This is a genomic window from Bacillus sp. NEAU-Y102 (assembly GCF_054788175.1).
The window spans coordinates 681,132-697,035 of record NZ_JBTWFK010000001.1 but is presented as its reverse complement, the minus strand read 5'-3'; the positions used below and the strand labels follow the sequence as shown (position 1 = coordinate 697,035).

13 protein-coding genes are annotated in these 15,904 nt (G+C 32.9%); 8 read left to right on the top strand and 5 right to left on the bottom strand.

Annotated features, from left to right (window positions below; translation table 11 throughout):
• Nucleotides 1-15 precede the first annotated feature (15 nt).
• The 3 genes from ACYFX0_RS03385 to ACYFX0_RS03375 form a co-directional block, all read right to left on the bottom strand.
• The gene (locus ACYFX0_RS03385; protein WP_086397843.1) at nt 16-1,935 is read right to left on the bottom strand and encodes an LTA synthase family protein; all 1,920 of its coding nucleotides are present in this window, start codon (nt 1,933-1,935) and stop codon (nt 16-18) included.
• Nucleotides 1,936-2,439: 504 nt separating this feature from the next.
• Nucleotides 2,440-3,777 carry an NAD(P)/FAD-dependent oxidoreductase gene (locus ACYFX0_RS03380; RefSeq protein ID WP_074790738.1) on the bottom strand — a complete coding sequence of 446 codons (1,338 nt, stop codon included), beginning with the start codon at nt 3,775-3,777 and terminating at the stop codon, nt 2,440-2,442.
• Between the two features lie 266 nt (nt 3,778-4,043).
• Nucleotides 4,044-4,841: a cell wall hydrolase gene (locus tag ACYFX0_RS03375; protein WP_000771008.1), complete on the bottom strand. Its 798-nt coding sequence runs from the start codon at nt 4,839-4,841 to the stop codon at nt 4,044-4,046.
• 294 nt (nt 4,842-5,135) lie between these two features.
• Between ACYFX0_RS03375 and ACYFX0_RS03370 the strand changes: the two genes are divergently transcribed.
• The 8 genes from ACYFX0_RS03370 (at nt 5,136) to ACYFX0_RS03335 (ending at nt 13,908) form a co-directional block, all read left to right on the top strand.
• Nucleotides 5,136-6,977, top strand: a complete 1,842-nt coding sequence (locus ACYFX0_RS03370) for a S8 family peptidase (protein ID WP_000689211.1) — start codon at nt 5,136-5,138, stop codon at nt 6,975-6,977.
• Nucleotides 6,978-7,156: 179 nt separating this feature from the next.
• Nucleotides 7,157-8,137 carry a phosphatidylinositol diacylglycerol-lyase gene (gene plcA, locus ACYFX0_RS03365; RefSeq protein ID WP_074790741.1) on the top strand — a complete coding sequence of 327 codons (981 nt, stop codon included), beginning with the start codon at nt 7,157-7,159 and terminating at the stop codon, nt 8,135-8,137.
• A gap of 199 nt (nt 8,138-8,336) precedes the next feature.
• Nucleotides 8,337-10,052: a methyl-accepting chemotaxis protein gene (locus tag ACYFX0_RS03360; RefSeq protein WP_106081621.1), complete on the top strand. Its 1,716-nt coding sequence runs from the start codon at nt 8,337-8,339 to the stop codon at nt 10,050-10,052.
• Nucleotides 10,053-10,565: 513 nt separating this feature from the next.
• Nucleotides 10,566-10,757: a hypothetical protein gene (locus ACYFX0_RS03355; RefSeq protein ID WP_000006462.1), complete on the top strand. Its 192-nt coding sequence runs from the start codon at nt 10,566-10,568 to the stop codon at nt 10,755-10,757.
• A gap of 186 nt (nt 10,758-10,943) precedes the next feature.
• Nucleotides 10,944-12,377 carry a MocR-like pyridoxine biosynthesis transcription factor PdxR gene (gene pdxR, locus ACYFX0_RS03350; protein WP_000454960.1) on the top strand — a complete coding sequence of 478 codons (1,434 nt, stop codon included), beginning with the start codon at nt 10,944-10,946 and terminating at the stop codon, nt 12,375-12,377.
• A 33-nt stretch (nt 12,378-12,410) separates the two neighbouring features.
• Nucleotides 12,411-12,767 carry a CidA/LrgA family holin-like protein gene (locus ACYFX0_RS03345; protein ID WP_000878483.1) on the top strand — a complete coding sequence of 119 codons (357 nt, stop codon included), beginning with the start codon at nt 12,411-12,413 and terminating at the stop codon, nt 12,765-12,767.
• 23 nt (nt 12,768-12,790) lie between these two features.
• Nucleotides 12,791-13,462: an LrgB family protein gene (locus ACYFX0_RS03340; RefSeq protein ID WP_106081622.1), complete on the top strand. Its 672-nt coding sequence runs from the start codon at nt 12,791-12,793 to the stop codon at nt 13,460-13,462.
• Between the two features lie 20 nt (nt 13,463-13,482).
• A complete protein-coding gene (locus ACYFX0_RS03335) occupies nt 13,483-13,908 on the top strand; it encodes a YfmQ family protein (protein WP_000214632.1) in 426 nt (141 codons plus the stop codon).
• A gap of 22 nt (nt 13,909-13,930) precedes the next feature.
• On the opposite strand, the gene ACYFX0_RS03330 is transcribed toward ACYFX0_RS03335, so the two are convergent.
• Together ACYFX0_RS03330 and ACYFX0_RS03325 are read right to left on the bottom strand one after the other, a co-directional pair.
• Nucleotides 13,931-14,332, bottom strand: coding sequence for a CBO0543 family protein (locus ACYFX0_RS03330; RefSeq protein WP_042595508.1), 402 nt, complete (start codon nt 14,330-14,332; stop codon nt 13,931-13,933).
• The gene (locus tag ACYFX0_RS03325) at nt 14,307-15,485 is read right to left on the bottom strand and encodes a DUF2515 domain-containing protein (RefSeq protein ID WP_000372811.1); all 1,179 of its coding nucleotides are present in this window, start codon (nt 15,483-15,485) and stop codon (nt 14,307-14,309) included. Before ACYFX0_RS03325 ends, ACYFX0_RS03330 begins: the two co-directional genes overlap by 26 nt.
• Between the last annotated feature and the right edge of the window lie 419 nt (nt 15,486-15,904).

Here is a 15,904-nt window from a genome sequence, read left to right as displayed (position 1 = left end):
TTTTTCATATATAGATTATTTTTCTGTTTCTTTAATTTTAGTTTGTACTTCGCCAGTTTTAATTTTATTACTTTCTGAGAAGCGTAATAAATCGCCTTCAATAATTTTGTCAGACATTCGTAATTCATTTTGTGCACGTTTAATGAGGGCTTGAGCTTCTTTTTTTGGTAAATCTACAATTTCCCCTGTTATACGGTCGTAGAAAGTGTTGTTTTTGTATGCATACTTATCTGTAACGAAGCTACCATCGCGTAAAACAACAAAGCCAGTATATTCATCTGAAAACATATCATGGCCAAAACGGATATCATTCGTAGAACCAACACCTAATAAATTTAGAATAGTAGGTTTCATATCGATTTGTCCCGTAGGCTTTGAAATAGTTTGACCTTCTGTTTGTCCAGGAATATGAATATATAAAGGTGTACGTTGTAAATTTAAAGTATCAAATTCTGTTATTTGATCTTTGTCTAAAAACTGTGCCATTGCACGATTATGTTTTTCGGAAATGCCATAATGATCACCGTATAACACAATAATAGAATCATCATACATTCCCTCGGCCTTTAAACGCTCAATAAATTTTTTAATTGATTCGTCTAAGTAACGTGCAGTTACGATGTAACGATCGAATACGCCATTACCAGAGTTGTATGGTTCAATGAATTTTGTATCTTCATCATACGTGAATGGATAATGGTTTGTTAAAGTAAGGAAACGAGCATAGAATGGTTGATCAACAGTTTTTAATATATCTACTGATTGATCAAAGTATTCGATATCTTTTAATCCCCAATTTAAATTTGTTTCTGGCGTAATTTTGTAATCAAGCTCATTATAGTAACGATCATAACCAAGAGCGGAGTACATAATATTACGATTCCAAAATGTTGCGTTATTCGCATGGAATACAGAAGTGAAATAACCTTGCTGACGTAAAATTTCTGGAGTCGCAGTATAATCATTGTTACCGTGTGTGAAGAATACAGCCCCTCGATTTAATGGATACAACGACGTATCGATTAGAAATTCAGAATCGGATGTTTTCCCTTGACCAGTTTGATGGAAAAAGTTATCAAAGTAATAACTTTCATTTATGAATTCATTTAGGAATGGTGTAACTTCTTGCCCATTGACTGATGCGCCTATTAAGAAGGTCTGCAAGGATTCAAGAGTGACGACAATTACATTTTTTCCTTTCGCTGCACCAAACATATTAGGGTTTGGCTCGCTTTGGTTTGCTTTTACGTAGTTTTCAGTTTCTTGTAATTTACTACTATCAGCAAGTGCTTTTTGTGACCCAGCTTTTACTTGCAGTGTTAAGTCATATACTTGGTGAGTATATAAGCCTAAATTTTTGACAAGCATTACCCGGTCGAATGATCTCGTTAATAATTCAGGGCGCTCTTTTTCTGCAAGCTGTAGATTCGCAAAGAATACACCAATCGTTAAAAGAAAGTATAACAAGCGTGTAGAATGAGTTACACGTTCTGTTTTAAAGACCAATGATTTCTTTTTTAATAAAATAAAGAAGAAAACAATGTCTACGAATGCGAGTATAATTTTGTAGTTTAATATCTCTATAATACTGCCGCCTAATTGGCCAAAGTTTGAGGTTTGTCCAAGTACTGGTAATGTAACGAAATCATTATAAAAATCATAGAACATTACATTTCCAACAAGCACGATCGTTAATAAGAAATTAATACATAGCGCTATATAATTTCGTTTTTCACCAGTTGCAAATAATGCTAATCCAACAAATGCTAATGATGCGGCTAGAGGGCTAATAAACAAAATAAGCTCTTGCGTTGAAGACTCAATTTTTAAATCAAAACTGAATCGCGTAATAAGATATGTTTTTAACCATACTGCTAAAGCCATTATTATAACAAAACTTATATTTTGCATTTGTAAATTTATTTTATTCTTCATTTTTACACCTTCTTTATACAATTTATTTAATTGAAGTTATATATTATGTTTTTATAACTATTAGAGTTTAATGAACCATTTAGATTATGTTTTCTAAAGGGAATAATTTGAAGTATTCATATACATACAATGGGGATTTTTAAAGCGTAGTAGCATAAATATAACTCTTTTTGAGAAACGGGCAGAACAAGTCATAGTTGTAGTGAAATTGACTTATAGACATCCTACCATATTAAACACTATGATGATGTTACAAAATATCGAACAAATGAAAGTGAAAATGGATAGAGACTTTTAAAACTGTTGACATTCAATTTATTAGAATTGAATGTCAATCGTTTTAAATATACAGTTATGTTACATATGTATTTTGTAAAATTCCGTTTCTTTGTCAGTTAATCATTAGCCGGGAAGGATAGGAGGGATTATTAAAACACTTTTACTATATATAAGTAAAAGTGTTTTGGAATTGAAAATATTTGACTGACATCTTAATGATAGAAATTAAATGTCAGATAAGTACTTTCCAACATACAGACCACTTGCAGCAGCTTGAGATAAGGAATGAGTGACGCCGGAACAATCTCCAACTAAAAATAGTCCATGCACACTTGTTTCAAAAGAGTTATTGATTTTTATCGTAGGAGCATAGAACTTTCCGTCAATTCCATATAGTAAAGTATGTTGATCAATAGGCTCTTGTATAAATTGTTCTAAACGTAATAAAAATTCTTTCAGCCCTTCAATATATAATTGAGGAACTTCTTGATTCAAATCTCCATAATCCCCCTGTAGTGTAGGTTGTATACGATTATGTTCCATGCTGTTTTCCGCCGTAGGTTGTTTCTTTAATAAGTCCTCTAAGCGCTGTATAACAATCCGATCTCGTCCTTGGTTAATGCCTTTAATAATTGAACTTGCGTATACATTTGCTTCTTTGAGAGTTGGAAAATAGCGAGGAATAAATAAAGTGAAGTTTAAATTAGAAGTGCCAGTTCCTTGCTCTCGAAAATTTTGACCGTCAGGCATAACTAAACCTTCTTCGTACTTTCGAATGATGCGTCCTTTTGGATTCATACAGTAAGTAGTTGCTGTGAAATGCTCACCTTGATAAGAAAGTTTTGTTTCAAAAGTATCTTTTAATATAGAACGTAATTGATGTTCCTTCATTTCTACTCTAATTCCTAAATCTACACGTGTTTGCTCCTGAGAAATACTTAGAGAACTGCATATTTCTTTTAACCAATCGGCCCCTGAACGCCCAGTTGCAAATACTAGTTGCTTAGTTTGAACTGTTCCTTGATTTGTCTCTATTGTAAAATAATCTTCCTGTTTCAGAATATGTTGTACATCTATTTGAAATTTGATCTTTATTTTCGTCAGTAAAAATTCATAGAGCTGCTGAAAAATGTTATTGGAAAGGGGAGTACCAAGATGTCTTACTTCTGTTGTTAGCATTTGTAAACCACACGCTTCAGCTCTTTTAGTGAGACTTGAATTTTCAGTACAATATTTTGAGACAGAACTTCCACCAAACTGACATAGAATTTCATCTACTTCAGCCATGAGCTGTATAAAGCCCTCTTTACCGATTTTTTGCTCAAGTTCTCCGCCAAATCCGTTTGTATAATTAAATTTCCCTTCAGATCTTCCTAAACCACCAAACCCGAAATATTTATCACATGTAGTACAATTACACACTTTTCCTTCGTCTAAAGGACAATGGCGATCTTCTAGCGCTTTACCTTTATCAAGAATTAAAACTTTTTTGTTACTTTTAGCTAGTGAATAAGCCATAAAAATGCTACTTACTCCAGCGCCGATAATTGTAACATCATACATATTCTTTCACCTGCTAACGAATAGTTTGTTTTTTATTTTTCTAGTGTATAACAATTTTATGAAGTTAAGAAATAGCTTTTATTAATAAAGTGGGAGTTTTTGAACTTGATGCTGTATTAACTTCTCCGAGTGGTGGAGTAAATACAAAAATTTTTATTTGAAAGAAGAAATAGTTTGAAAAATCACTATGTCATATGATTAATAACATCTTACATAGAAAAAAAACAGACCTTTTAAGTGAAGAGGTCTGTTAATGATTTTAAATCTTATTTAGCAAACACATGGTTACCAATTACTGCTACTGTTTGACGTGTCGTAATCCACTTGTCTGTTGATGTTTTTGGATTGTAGAAATAAATCCAGTCAGAATGTACTCCATTTGTGGAGATAGCCTCTTCTACAGCCATTTTTGCTTCTGCACTTGCAGGCTGATTAATTCTGCCATCTGTAACAGGAGTAAATGCATATCCGTATTTAATAGGTTCATAAATAACACCTGTTATTGTATTTGGAAAACCTTTTGCATTTACACGATTTAGTATAACTTTTGCTACTGCTACTTTTCCTTTATAGGATTCGCCACCTGCTTCAGCAGTAACTAAGCGTGCCATTAAGTCTTTTTCTTTTTGTGAAATGCTTGAGTTAATTTTTAAATGTTGTCCTGTATAAAGCTTGTTTCCGACTGTATTGTTAATTTGTTTTATAGATTGGACGGTGACATTGTAACGCTTTGCTATCGTTTCTAATGAATCCCCCGGTTGTACTTGATAAATAATTTGTCCAGAAATGCTCGCAGGCTTGGCGTTTTGAGGAACAGTGATTTCATTTGATTTCACGGACCCTGGAATATGTAACTGTTCGCCAATAAAGGTTTTATCGTTTCCTTTATTATTAGCCTGTTTAATGGATTGTATTGAAACTCCGTATTGTTTACTAATGCCCCAAAGTGTATCGTTCTTTTTTACTGTATGAATGGTAGAAGCTTCAGCTGTACTTTGACTACATACGAATGTAATTGCAGCCGCGGATAAAGGGATTATATGTTTTATTTTTAGTAATTTCATTGTAAATCCTCCTAAGAAAAAATTAAGGTGAAACTATTAAGTAATGTAGTTCAGAATGTGTATATGCGTAATATATTAATGTAAGTATATTAGCACATATAAAATAAATAATCACTATAAGTTTCATATTCGTGTAGTGTAGAGTCAGAATATGAAATATTGCATATGAAAATACATTGAAGTTCATATTTCTGATTACTATAATCTATTTAGTAGAAAGGGAATACGTTATAGAAATAAAATCATTATAGATTAATATAATGATTAATAATTATTAATAGGAGGATTGATGTAATGAAAATATTTCAAAAAATGTATGCGTCAACTGTAATCATTACAACACTTTTAGGAACAGGAGGCACTATCAATAGTGTACATGCTGATTCTATAGAACAGCAGAGTAAATTAGGGATAGAACAAGAAACAGATAAGCAAATCATTGTAAAATTTAAAGCAGATTTGGATTTTCCATATGAAGATGGTATTGAAAAACAAATACAATCTCAAACGAATGATAAAGTAATAAAAGATCTTTTGACAGAATATCCAGATGTAACATTTACTCGTTTATTCACATCTGTAAGCCCGGAACAAATACAAAACCTTGAAGTGAAAGCACCTAATCATGTATCTACAAGTTTATTAAACTACTATATTCTTCAAAATCAAAATAGTGGGTATGAAGAAGAAATAGTAGATAAGTTAAAGGCATCTTCTTTAATAGAAGATGCGTATATGAAGAAACAAGAGAAAATAATGCCACCTGAAGTGCAATCATCAAGTGTAGCTCTTAATCCTAATAAAAATCCTAGATTTAAAAAACAAGGTTATCTTGAAGCAGCCCCATACGGTATTAATGCGCCTTTCGCCTGGGGAGTTCAAGGCGGTAATGGAAATGGTATCACTTTTGTTGATATGGAATACGGATGGCTATTAAATCATGAGGATTTATTACATCAAAATATTGAATTAATGTCTGGAAGAAATATAAATCAGCATGTCGGTCATGGGACGTCTGTACTAGGAATTGTATCCTCTGAGGACAATGAAGTCGGGAATATTGGGATTGCGCCAAAAGCGAAAGCAAAGGTTATCTCTCAAATAAGAGATAACGGACAGTATAATACGGCTGATGCAATATTAAGCGCTGTAAATCAGTTAGAAGCTGGGGATGTTTTATTGTTAGAGGCGCAAGCATCCTTTGATGGATATGGTGATAAATATTTACCTGTTGAAGTACAACCAGATATTTTTGATGCAATTCGTGCTGGTACAGATAAGGGAATTGTAATTATAGAGGCTGGAGCAAATGGGTGGAATGATTTAGATCAGTTCAAAGATAGAAAGGGTAAGCAAGTCTTAAATCGTAATAGTAAAGATTTTAAAGATTCGGGTGCAATTATGGTAGGAGCTGGCTCTTCATCTTTCCCTCATGAACGTATGTGGTTTTCGAATTATGGAAGCCGTATTGATGTGTACGGATGGGGAGAAAATGTAGATACAACTACAGCCGAGCAAAGTAGAAGTGCTGTAAATCTTTATACTTCAAGCTTTAGCGGAACATCTAGTGCTTCGCCAATTATTGCTGGGGCAGCGACTTTAGTACAAAGCATTGCTAAAGAAAATTTAGGACAACCATATAGACCTAGTGAACTAAGAGCAATATTAAGCAACCAGAGCACAGGAACAAAATCTAAAGATCCATATGCAGATAAAATTGGTGTTTTACCAGATTTGAAGTCTATACTAGTAAACTTAGGCTATGAACAAAGAAAACCAAACGGTGGGAATGAATTACAAGTAACAGAAAATGAACCAAATAATGAGCCTAGACAGGCAAATAAAGTTAACTTTCATACACCGGTGAAAGGAACGCTACATAATAGTGATAGAGTAGATGTATTTACTTTCCAAATTGACTCGCCGGAAAATATTAATATTTCTCTACTAAATGAACAAAATATCGGAATGACATGGGTACTTCATCATGAATCAGATTTAAATAACTATGTAGCATATGGTGAAAATGAAGGAAATGTAGTTAAAGGAACTTATAATGCAAAGCCAGGAAAATATTATTTATACGTCTATAAATATGAGAATAAAGATGGTTCATATGTATTGAACATAAAATAAGCAAAAGGAACTTCAGATGAAGTTCCTTTAAATTTTTCTAATTTAGTATATGTGAATGATTTTTTAACTTTACTTCTATGCAATATTTCATATTGATGAAATGTTATTTATTTTTTATGAACTAGCTTATATTATATTCAATAAGTTTGATATAAAAACAGAAAAAGAGAGTGATAATAATGAGAAATAAGAAGTTAATTTTGAAATTATTCATATGTAGTACAATATTTATCACATTTGTATTTGCTTTACATGATAAGAGAGTAGTTGCAGCTAGCTCTGTTAATGAGCTTGAAAATTGGTCGAAATGGATGCAACCTATACCTGATAATATTCCGTTAGCACGAATTTCAATTCCAGGAACACACGATAGTGGGACGTTCAAGTTGCAAAATCCGATTAAGCAAGTGTGGGGAATGACGCAAGAATATGATTTTCGCTATCAAATGGACCATGGAGCTCGCATTTTTGATATAAGAGGACGTTTAACAGATGATAATACGATAGTTCTTCATCATGGGCCATTATATCTTTACGTAACACTGCATGAATTCATAAATGAAGCGAAACAATTTTTAAAAGATAACCCGAGTGAAACAATTATTATGTCTTTAAAAAAAGAGTATGAGGATATGAAAGGGGCAGAAGATTCATTTAGTAGTACGTTTGAAAAAAATTATTTTGTTGATCCTATCTTTTTAAAAACAGAAGGAAATATAAAACTTGGAGATGCTCGTGGGAAAATTGTACTACTAAAAAGATATAGTGGCAGTAATGAATCTGGAGGATATAATAATTTTTATTGGCCAGATAATGAGACGTTTACCACAACTGTAAACAAAAATGTAAATGTAACAGTACAAGATAAATATAAAGTGAGTTATGATGAGAAAGTAAAATCTATTAAAGGTACAATCAATGAAACGATGAACAATAGCGAGGATTTAAATCATCTATATATTAATTTTACAAGCTTGTCTTCGGGTGGTACAGCATGGAATAGTCCATATTATTATGCGTCTTATATAAATCCCGAGATCGCGGCATATATTAAACAAGAGAATCCAAAAAGAGTTGGTTGGGTTATCCAAGATTATATTAGTGATAAGTGGTCACCGATTCTCTATCAAGAAGTTATAAGAACTAATAAGTCGCTTTAATTTTTATCATAATTTCATAGAAACAATATAACTCTATTAAAAGTCTTGTGGAATTCCCATAAGACTTTTTAGTATTTGATAGTATGAGAATCAAGTTCTTCGAATATAATTATAAGATTAATAAAAAAATGTCGATAAATGTCGATTGTTGTTGTAATATAAAACAAGTAAAATATAATATATAGATGGAGTGATTTTGTTGTCTTTTATTAAAAATAGTAAAATTGGAACGAAATTAAATGTGTTAGTCATTATATCGAGTTTGGCTTGTATCATGTTATCTTCACTCGGGTTTTTAGGGCTTCAAAAAGGTGAAAATGCATCTTCTAGTATGTATGAAGAAAGACTATTACCAATTGAATGGATAGGAATTGTAGAATCAAATTTTTACCATGTTAATATGAATTTTATGGAGATTATGATATCGAAAGATGAAAAAAGAATGAAAGAACTCATAATAGAAATGGATAAGACTAGAAAAGAAAATGATGAGCTGTTAAAACAATTTGAAACTAGAATTAGTTCTCATAAAGAAAAAGATTTGTATAATGCGTTTCAAAGTCAATTTAAAGATTTAAGAGTACAAATGAAAAAAGCACAAGATTTGGGACTGACTAATAATGAAGAAGCCTATAGCTATTATTTAAAAGAAATTGACCCTAATATGGAAAAAACAATTCAGTCTATTCGTGAACTTATTTTATATAATAATAATGCTGCTGAACAGCTACAAAAAGAGAATGTTAATAGTGTGAAAAATACAATTATAACATTTGTAATTATTTCATTTGTTGGAATCATAATAATCATTTTTATTGGTTTTATAACAAAAAATGCTATAAAAAAACCAATTGTATTATTACAAAAAGATATGGAACGAGTATCTGCTGGAGATTTAACAATTCGAACTTCTTATAAATCCGAGAACGAATTAGGCCATATTGTACAGTCCTTTAATAGTATGTTAGATAACTTGCAACAATTAGTCGGTCAGGTGAAGGTTACGGCGAAAGAAGTGATTGTTTCAACTGGAAATATGCTACAAGAGACGAAAACGGCAGCACATATATCAAACGAGGTTGTTCGAACTACTTCTGAAATAAATAAAGAAATAGAGGGACAAGTGACTAGTATTCAAGAAAGTTCAACTTCAATGGAAGAAATTGCAACTGGTGTTCAAACCGTAGCTGAATCTTCAGCGATGGTTGCTGAAGTTGCTGTTGCAACAATAGACCAAGCAAACTCTGGTAGTGAAGTTATAAAACAATCTATTCATCAAATGAATAGCGTGAATGAAGTTGTCGAAGAAACTTCTAAGGTCATTGATAGACTTGTTACGCGTACACAACAAATTGAAGAAGCGTTAGATGTTATTACTAATATTGCGGAACAAACGAATTTACTTGCTTTAAATGCTGCAATTGAGGCAGCACGTGCTGGAGAAAATGGAAAAGGATTTGCAGTAGTTGCAGCTGAAGTAAGAGGTCTAGCTGAGAAATCTAAAACATCTGTAAATGATATAAATAATTTAATACGTTTTATACATCAAGATACAGAGGATACAGTTCATGTAATGAAAAAAGGTCAACAACAGGCTAGTGGTGGTAAAGAAGCAGCGCATAAGGCAGAACTCGCATTTTCATCTATTATGCAAGATATTAATAGAATAACGACCCAAATTCAAGAAGTGTCTGCTGCCACAGAAGAAATGTCTGCTGGGACAGAAGAAGTAAATGCCTCTTTGTCAATAGTTTCTGAAACTGCAACACAAGTCGCACAAGAAACGAATCGAACGGTACAATCAATTCAAGCACAAGCCACATTGATTCAAGAAATAACGACGAAATCTAATGAAATGAAAAAGAAAGTCGAAAATTTAGAAATGCTAATTTCACAATTCATTATTGAAGAATAAGTCTATTAACATTTATCCCGCTATTTGCCGGGCAGTAAGACCCCTACCTCAAAATTCAGCGGAAGCAAAGAAGTTAGGTAGGGGCCTGCTGCCCGTAAAAGCCCGATTGGTGAAGACTGATTAAAGTTTCACTTTATCATTAGTATAAACTTTAAGATACTCAACATAGTGCTGTGTTGTATAATTTGAAAAAGGACCTTCATAGGTTCTTTTTTTGTAAATGGTGTGAACGATACTTTTCATTATGAAAAAATCAAACTTTTAAATCGGGTTAATTTCAAGTGGAAAATGGATATAATTAACCTTGCGAAAAAGCAACTGGTCCTAAGTGATCAGTTGCTTTTTATTTTTAAAGTGGATGAGCAAAAAAACGCGAAAGTGGTTGGTCCGCTTTTTACAAACATCTATTATGATAAGAGAAGAAAGGTAGTATGTTATCAGCGTTTTAAAGAGGAAGGTTTTTATGTAAGTTCTTTAATTAAAATAGATGGGTCTTAGAGAGGTGAAAAGACAATGAGTTTTGCAATTTCACTAGTCGTTATTATTGTAATTGTATCGCTATTTGGGACTGTACTAGTTGCAAGAAACGTGGAGGAGAATTACGGCAAGTCTACAAAAAGAAATGTGAAAAACTTATCTGCAATCTATATTCTTCTTCTTTTTGTTCTACTGGTTGGGGTAACATGGTATGTGGTAATGATTTGATAGTTTGTGAAAGAACTGAAATGAGAGTATGAAGTTGGAATTTCAGAAGCTATCGAGTAATCAGAAAGAGAACTATTTTGGATATATCCATTTACGGATAAGAAAATGTGACTAATTAATACTATTTTTACGGTGAATACTGTTAGTAAAAAATGAGGATAGTTCGTTTTGAAAGGAGGGAACTAGATGGAATGGAAACCAAATCGTGCAGATAAGACACCTGTATATAAACAAATTGCTGATTATATTGAAAGAGGCATTTCTTCAGGTGAATTTCCTTCTGATAGTAAGTTACCTTCTGAGCGTATATTGGCAAAGGGATTACAGGTGAACCGGAGTACAATAGTAGCTGCGTATGAAGAATTAAAATCACTTGGAGTAGTAGAACGGCAAAAGGGAAGCGGAACACGGGTCAATACAGACATATGGGGTGTCTCACATAAACGAATACCGAACTGGGGTAGGTACGTGGAGGACGGATCATTCTTACCTAACGTACCACTCGTTCAACAAATTCGAACGGAAACACAAAAAGATGATTTAATTAATTTAGCAAGTGGTGAACTGTCACCAGAATTAATTCCAAGTGATAGATTTCGAACAATTTTGTCGGAGAAAACATTTATGGAAAACCTCGGTTATGACCATCCACTTGGAAATGAGATGTTGAGAAAAACAATTTCAGCACATGTTCAGCAATATAAACAAATTGAAGCAGATTCAAGCTCTATTCTTATTACGTCTGGAGCACAACAGGCGCTTAATCTTATCGTTCAATGTTTATTAAAACCTGGCGATGCGATCGCGATTGAAGATCCTTCGTATTGTTTTTCGCTTCCAATGTTTAAATCGGCCGGTTTAAACATATTTCATTTACCTGTTGATGAGCATGGAATGAATCCAGATGACTTAATCGATTTGCACAAAAAGCATCGCATTCGGATGGTATTTTTGAATCCAGATTATCAGAATCCAACGGGTACTGTACTTTCATTAGCGAGACGTAAAAAGGTTTTAGAACTGTCTTCTGAGTTCGGTATACCAATTGTAGAAGATGATCCGTATAGTTTAATTTCTTTTAATGGAGAAGTGAATCCGACATTAAAATCAATGGATCAAAATGGAAATGTTCTTTATATAAGTTCATTATCAAAAATTGTTGCATCAGGATTACGTATTGGATGGATAATTGGTCCTATACGAGTAATTGAGCGTTTAGCAGATGCAAAGCAACAAGTTGATTTTGGCCATAGTGTATTTACGCAGTGGGTAGCAAATCAATTTTTAGAATCAAAGGATTTTCATACACATATTACGATACTTCGTGGACAATTAAAGCAAAGAAGAGATGAATTAATTACAGAGCTTGAAGGAACATTGGGAGACCGAGTTGAATGTTTCGTGCCAGAGGGTGGAATACATGTATGGTGTAAAGTGAAAGGAAAGTTTGATGAATATCACTTATTAGGTGAATCTATACGGAATGGTGTCGCATTTGTTCCGGGCAGTGTTTTAGGTTCGAAAAATGAATATATACGATTTACGTTTGGTAGAGCGAATATAGAACAAATTCAACTTGGAATTAAACGGTTTGCTTACACGCTAAATGAGATTTCATAATATGGATGTGTGATAGTGAAATGAGGGAAATAAATGAAGTACGTGACGCTTTTACTTCAAGTAGGCGTGCTATATGTATTTAGCTTAGTGGGTATGTGGATTCAGGAAATATTCCATCTATCAATACCGGGAAGTTTAATAGGGATGTTAATACTGTTCCTGTTTCTTTTCACTCGCGTTCTACCGTTAAAGTGGTTTGAGTTAGGTGCGGAAAAGTTAATCGTATTTTTACCGTTATTTTTAATCCCTTCGACAACAGGGCTCATGGAATACGGATCTTTTCTTTTAAGTAAGGGGAGTATTATATTCCTTTTAGTAGTTGCAAGTACTATAGTAACTTTAATTGTTTCAGGTTATATAAGTCAATTATTAGTAACATCAAAAAAATAAAATCGACAAGGTGCACGATTCAAATGGTCTTAATTATTATTACTGTAGCAATTTATTTCTTGGCGACAAATCTATATAAAAAATTTACGTTTGCATTTACGTTACCGGTGTTAATAGTTACGGCAATTATGATTTGTTTATTTTTGATTTTTGGTATTTCTCATCATGAGTATAGGGAAAATGGTGGAGACATTCTTTCAAGCTTATTGAGCCCTGCAATTGTAGCATTAGCCATACCTCTATTTAAAGAGCGAAAGATACTGATGAAAAATTTTTTATCGATACTTATCGGAGTAGTGATAGGTATAGTGGCTGTAACGAGCATGAATGTAGTGATTGGCGGAATTTTAAATATAGATAAGGAACTTATATTAACTACTTTACCACAGTTAGCAACGATGCCTATTGCCCTTTCATTAGCGGATCAAATTGGTGGTATTCCATCTATGACTTCTAGTTTTGTAGTTGTTGCAGGGATAACAGGTGCTATTGTCGGACCGACAGTACTTAAGTTTTTCAGTATAACAAGTACGATTGGAAAAGGAGTTGGAATGGGCTGTGCATCACATATTATCGGTGTGAGTCGTTTAGTGAAGGAAGGCGAGAAAGAAGCGACTATCGGTTCGGTAACGATGATTGTAACTGGAATACTCATTAGTATACTAATACCGTATGGAACGAAATTTATTTTTTAAATGTAATGGAGATGATAACAATGACAACATGGTTTATAGTTACATTATTTGTTTTTGGAGCTATTAAAGTATTAGTTTCTAGTATGCCCACTTCTGTTGTAGAATCAATTATTAGTAAATTTGAGTTGCATCAAAAACTTGAGGCGGAAAATACTTCTATATCAATAGATGGAAAAAATATAGAGGGAGAAATGAAACTACAAGTTATTCATGAATTTAATGAGGCTTTGTTTTTAGATAAACATTATTTCCCGCCGCACGGAGAAGGGACACCAATAGTCATTGATACGAAGAAAGGGAATAAAGAGATTAGGTTTTCTCTATATAGCTATGAGGAACATATTGATGTCATTAAGCAATATAAGAAGAAAGTCGTTGCCTATCGTTTACGCTCTAAAAGCCTACAAACACTGGCACCATTAGCAATAATGGAAGAGTATGCTTAAGAAGGGACCTATAATGGTCTCTTTATTTTTTTATCCAATTATATATGTTCCAAATAAAAGAATGGAAAATCATATAACCAAATAAAGAATATGTATGGTTCCAATTCGTACTGTGTATAAATAAACCTAAACTTTCAGCAATCTGTTCAAAAAGGCTAGCACAAATACCAATTGAAATAATAAATAGAATTCTAGAAACTTTAGATAATTTTTTTGAAATGTGTATAAAGATAACTGTTAAAATCGGCAGTACGAATAATGTAAAAGCTATATTAACCGAAAATGTGGATGAGAAGGGTCTAGCTGGAAAGGAATATATTTGTTTATGAACAAAAAAAGCATCTAAACAAGTTCCAATAATAGCAGAGAGAAAGATTGTAACTACTAATGCTAGAAACTCATTCTTCTTCTCGGAGGAGGACATTTTTCTTTGCGAGAATTGCGAGTTCAATTTTTTCGAGTGTTTTGCAGTAGTCTTCTGTAATTTGTCCATTTATATTTTCCTCCTTATCAACTAAATAATGTACAACTTGCCAATCGGTAAACCAATCTTCACTGTCAACTTCCTCATGCTTCATATCTCGCCATGCATAGATGAGTGCAGGGCTGTATATGCGATAAGCGTCATTTCGTAACTGGCATTTTTTTATTCGGCGCTTATAAAACTCACGGGAAAAAGATTCATTTACACTTGAAAATAAATGGGGCCAGTAATCTTTCCTTGATCCCGTATGCGGATGGTGTTGGGCCCAGCTTATTATTTGAGATAAAACATGTGTATCTCGAAATAATAATGAATATAATCTTTTTCCAATTAATATTCGTTCATGTAAGGAAGTGAAATGTTTCATTGTATCACCAAATAGTAACACTTTTTGTTTCTTATCATTTTCGTAGAATGGGAAAAGGATATGATTAAACTGAAAGAAATCAAAGAGTTTAAATCCAATACTATTTAGTACAGTCTTTTTAAATTGTACATTTTGAATCACTCTTTTTTCTAAGTAGTTTTGTTCATTAATAATAGTTGCAATGGCTAATGTTTTTTTGTTGCCTGTTTTCCAAAAATCGTTCCACATCGTTTCCATAAATGTAGAAACATTTAGGTGAGGGAGAAGGTGAAATAACTTTTGTGATTTCTTTACACTTTGTTCGTAAAGTAAAAATTGAGGGTATACATCTTGGAAAATAAGCCAATTCCCTCTTTCTAAAAAAGAAAAAAATATGAATTGATCTTTCTCTGATAAGATTCTCGTATATAAATCGCCCTTTAAATCAGTCATATTCCAACCGCCGTTACGTGATACCATATGTCCAAGCAGTGCCCAATGTATTTCTGGATATTGAATGTAAAATTGGTAGTATGCGCGTGTTCTTGTAACATTATTTTTATTTAGCTGTTCTGTTTGTATTTTTATTTTGTTGATGATGAGTTGCTCTTCTTTCGTTAATTTATACAAGGTATCAGAAGGAATAAGCTTGCTTTTTTGTTTCAATTCATTTTTTACATCGAATAGGGAGAGGGGCAGTGCTTTGGAAGGTCCGTTATATGTATGATTTGAATTGCTTTGGTCCATTCCGTTACCTCCCTTTTTCATAAATTTAAACATGATTATTGGCTATGAATCATTCTATTTATCCCGCTATTTGCCGGGTAGTAAGATCCCCACCTCAAAATTCAGCGGAAGCAAAGATGTTCGGTGGGGGATCAACTGCCCGTAAAAGCCCGATTGGTGAGGGCTGATAATTAGTGGGGGATAAACAATATCCCCACTGATTAAAGTTTCACTTTATTTTATTACGAGTATAAGAAATAAATGAGCGGTGTTTTTTTACAAGGAATTTATTTATCATGCAAACAGTATAAAAAATCTTACTGTTGTGAGGTGAAATGAAAAACAGAAACGTTGTTTAATAGTTTCTGTTTTTTTATTTTGTCAATTAAATGTAACAAACGACGATTATGATTTGAATCAATTGAAAATAATTCAATAAA

What these genes read in the sequence shown, in the direction of transcription:
- ACYFX0_RS03330 (WP_042595508.1), bottom strand. Translation starts at nt 14,332, where the DNA reads ATGTCCTCCTCCGAGAAGAAGAATGAGTTTCTAGCATTAGTAGTTACA.
- ACYFX0_RS03385 (WP_086397843.1), bottom strand. Translation starts at nt 1,935, where the DNA reads ATGAAGAATAAAATAAATTTACAAATGCAAAATATAAGTTTTGTTATA.
- ACYFX0_RS03375 (WP_000771008.1), bottom strand. Translation starts at nt 4,841, where the DNA reads ATGAAATTACTAAAAATAAAACATATAATCCCTTTATCCGCGGCTGCA.
- ACYFX0_RS03345 (WP_000878483.1), top strand. Translation starts at nt 12,411, where the DNA reads ATGAAGTACGTGACGCTTTTACTTCAAGTAGGCGTGCTATATGTATTT.
- ACYFX0_RS03380 (WP_074790738.1), bottom strand. Translation starts at nt 3,777, where the DNA reads ATGTATGATGTTACAATTATCGGCGCTGGAGTAAGTAGCATTTTTATG.
- pdxR (WP_000454960.1), top strand. Translation starts at nt 10,944, where the DNA reads ATGGAATGGAAACCAAATCGTGCAGATAAGACACCTGTATATAAACAA.
- ACYFX0_RS03340 (WP_106081622.1), top strand. Translation starts at nt 12,791, where the DNA reads ATGGTCTTAATTATTATTACTGTAGCAATTTATTTCTTGGCGACAAAT.
- ACYFX0_RS03355 (WP_000006462.1), top strand. Translation starts at nt 10,566, where the DNA reads ATGAGTTTTGCAATTTCACTAGTCGTTATTATTGTAATTGTATCGCTA.
- ACYFX0_RS03370 (WP_000689211.1), top strand. Translation starts at nt 5,136, where the DNA reads ATGAAAATATTTCAAAAAATGTATGCGTCAACTGTAATCATTACAACA.
- ACYFX0_RS03335 (WP_000214632.1), top strand. Translation starts at nt 13,483, where the DNA reads ATGACAACATGGTTTATAGTTACATTATTTGTTTTTGGAGCTATTAAA.
- ACYFX0_RS03325 (WP_000372811.1), bottom strand. Translation starts at nt 15,485, where the DNA reads ATGGACCAAAGCAATTCAAATCATACATATAACGGACCTTCCAAAGCA.
- plcA (WP_074790741.1), top strand. Translation starts at nt 7,157, where the DNA reads ATGAGAAATAAGAAGTTAATTTTGAAATTATTCATATGTAGTACAATA.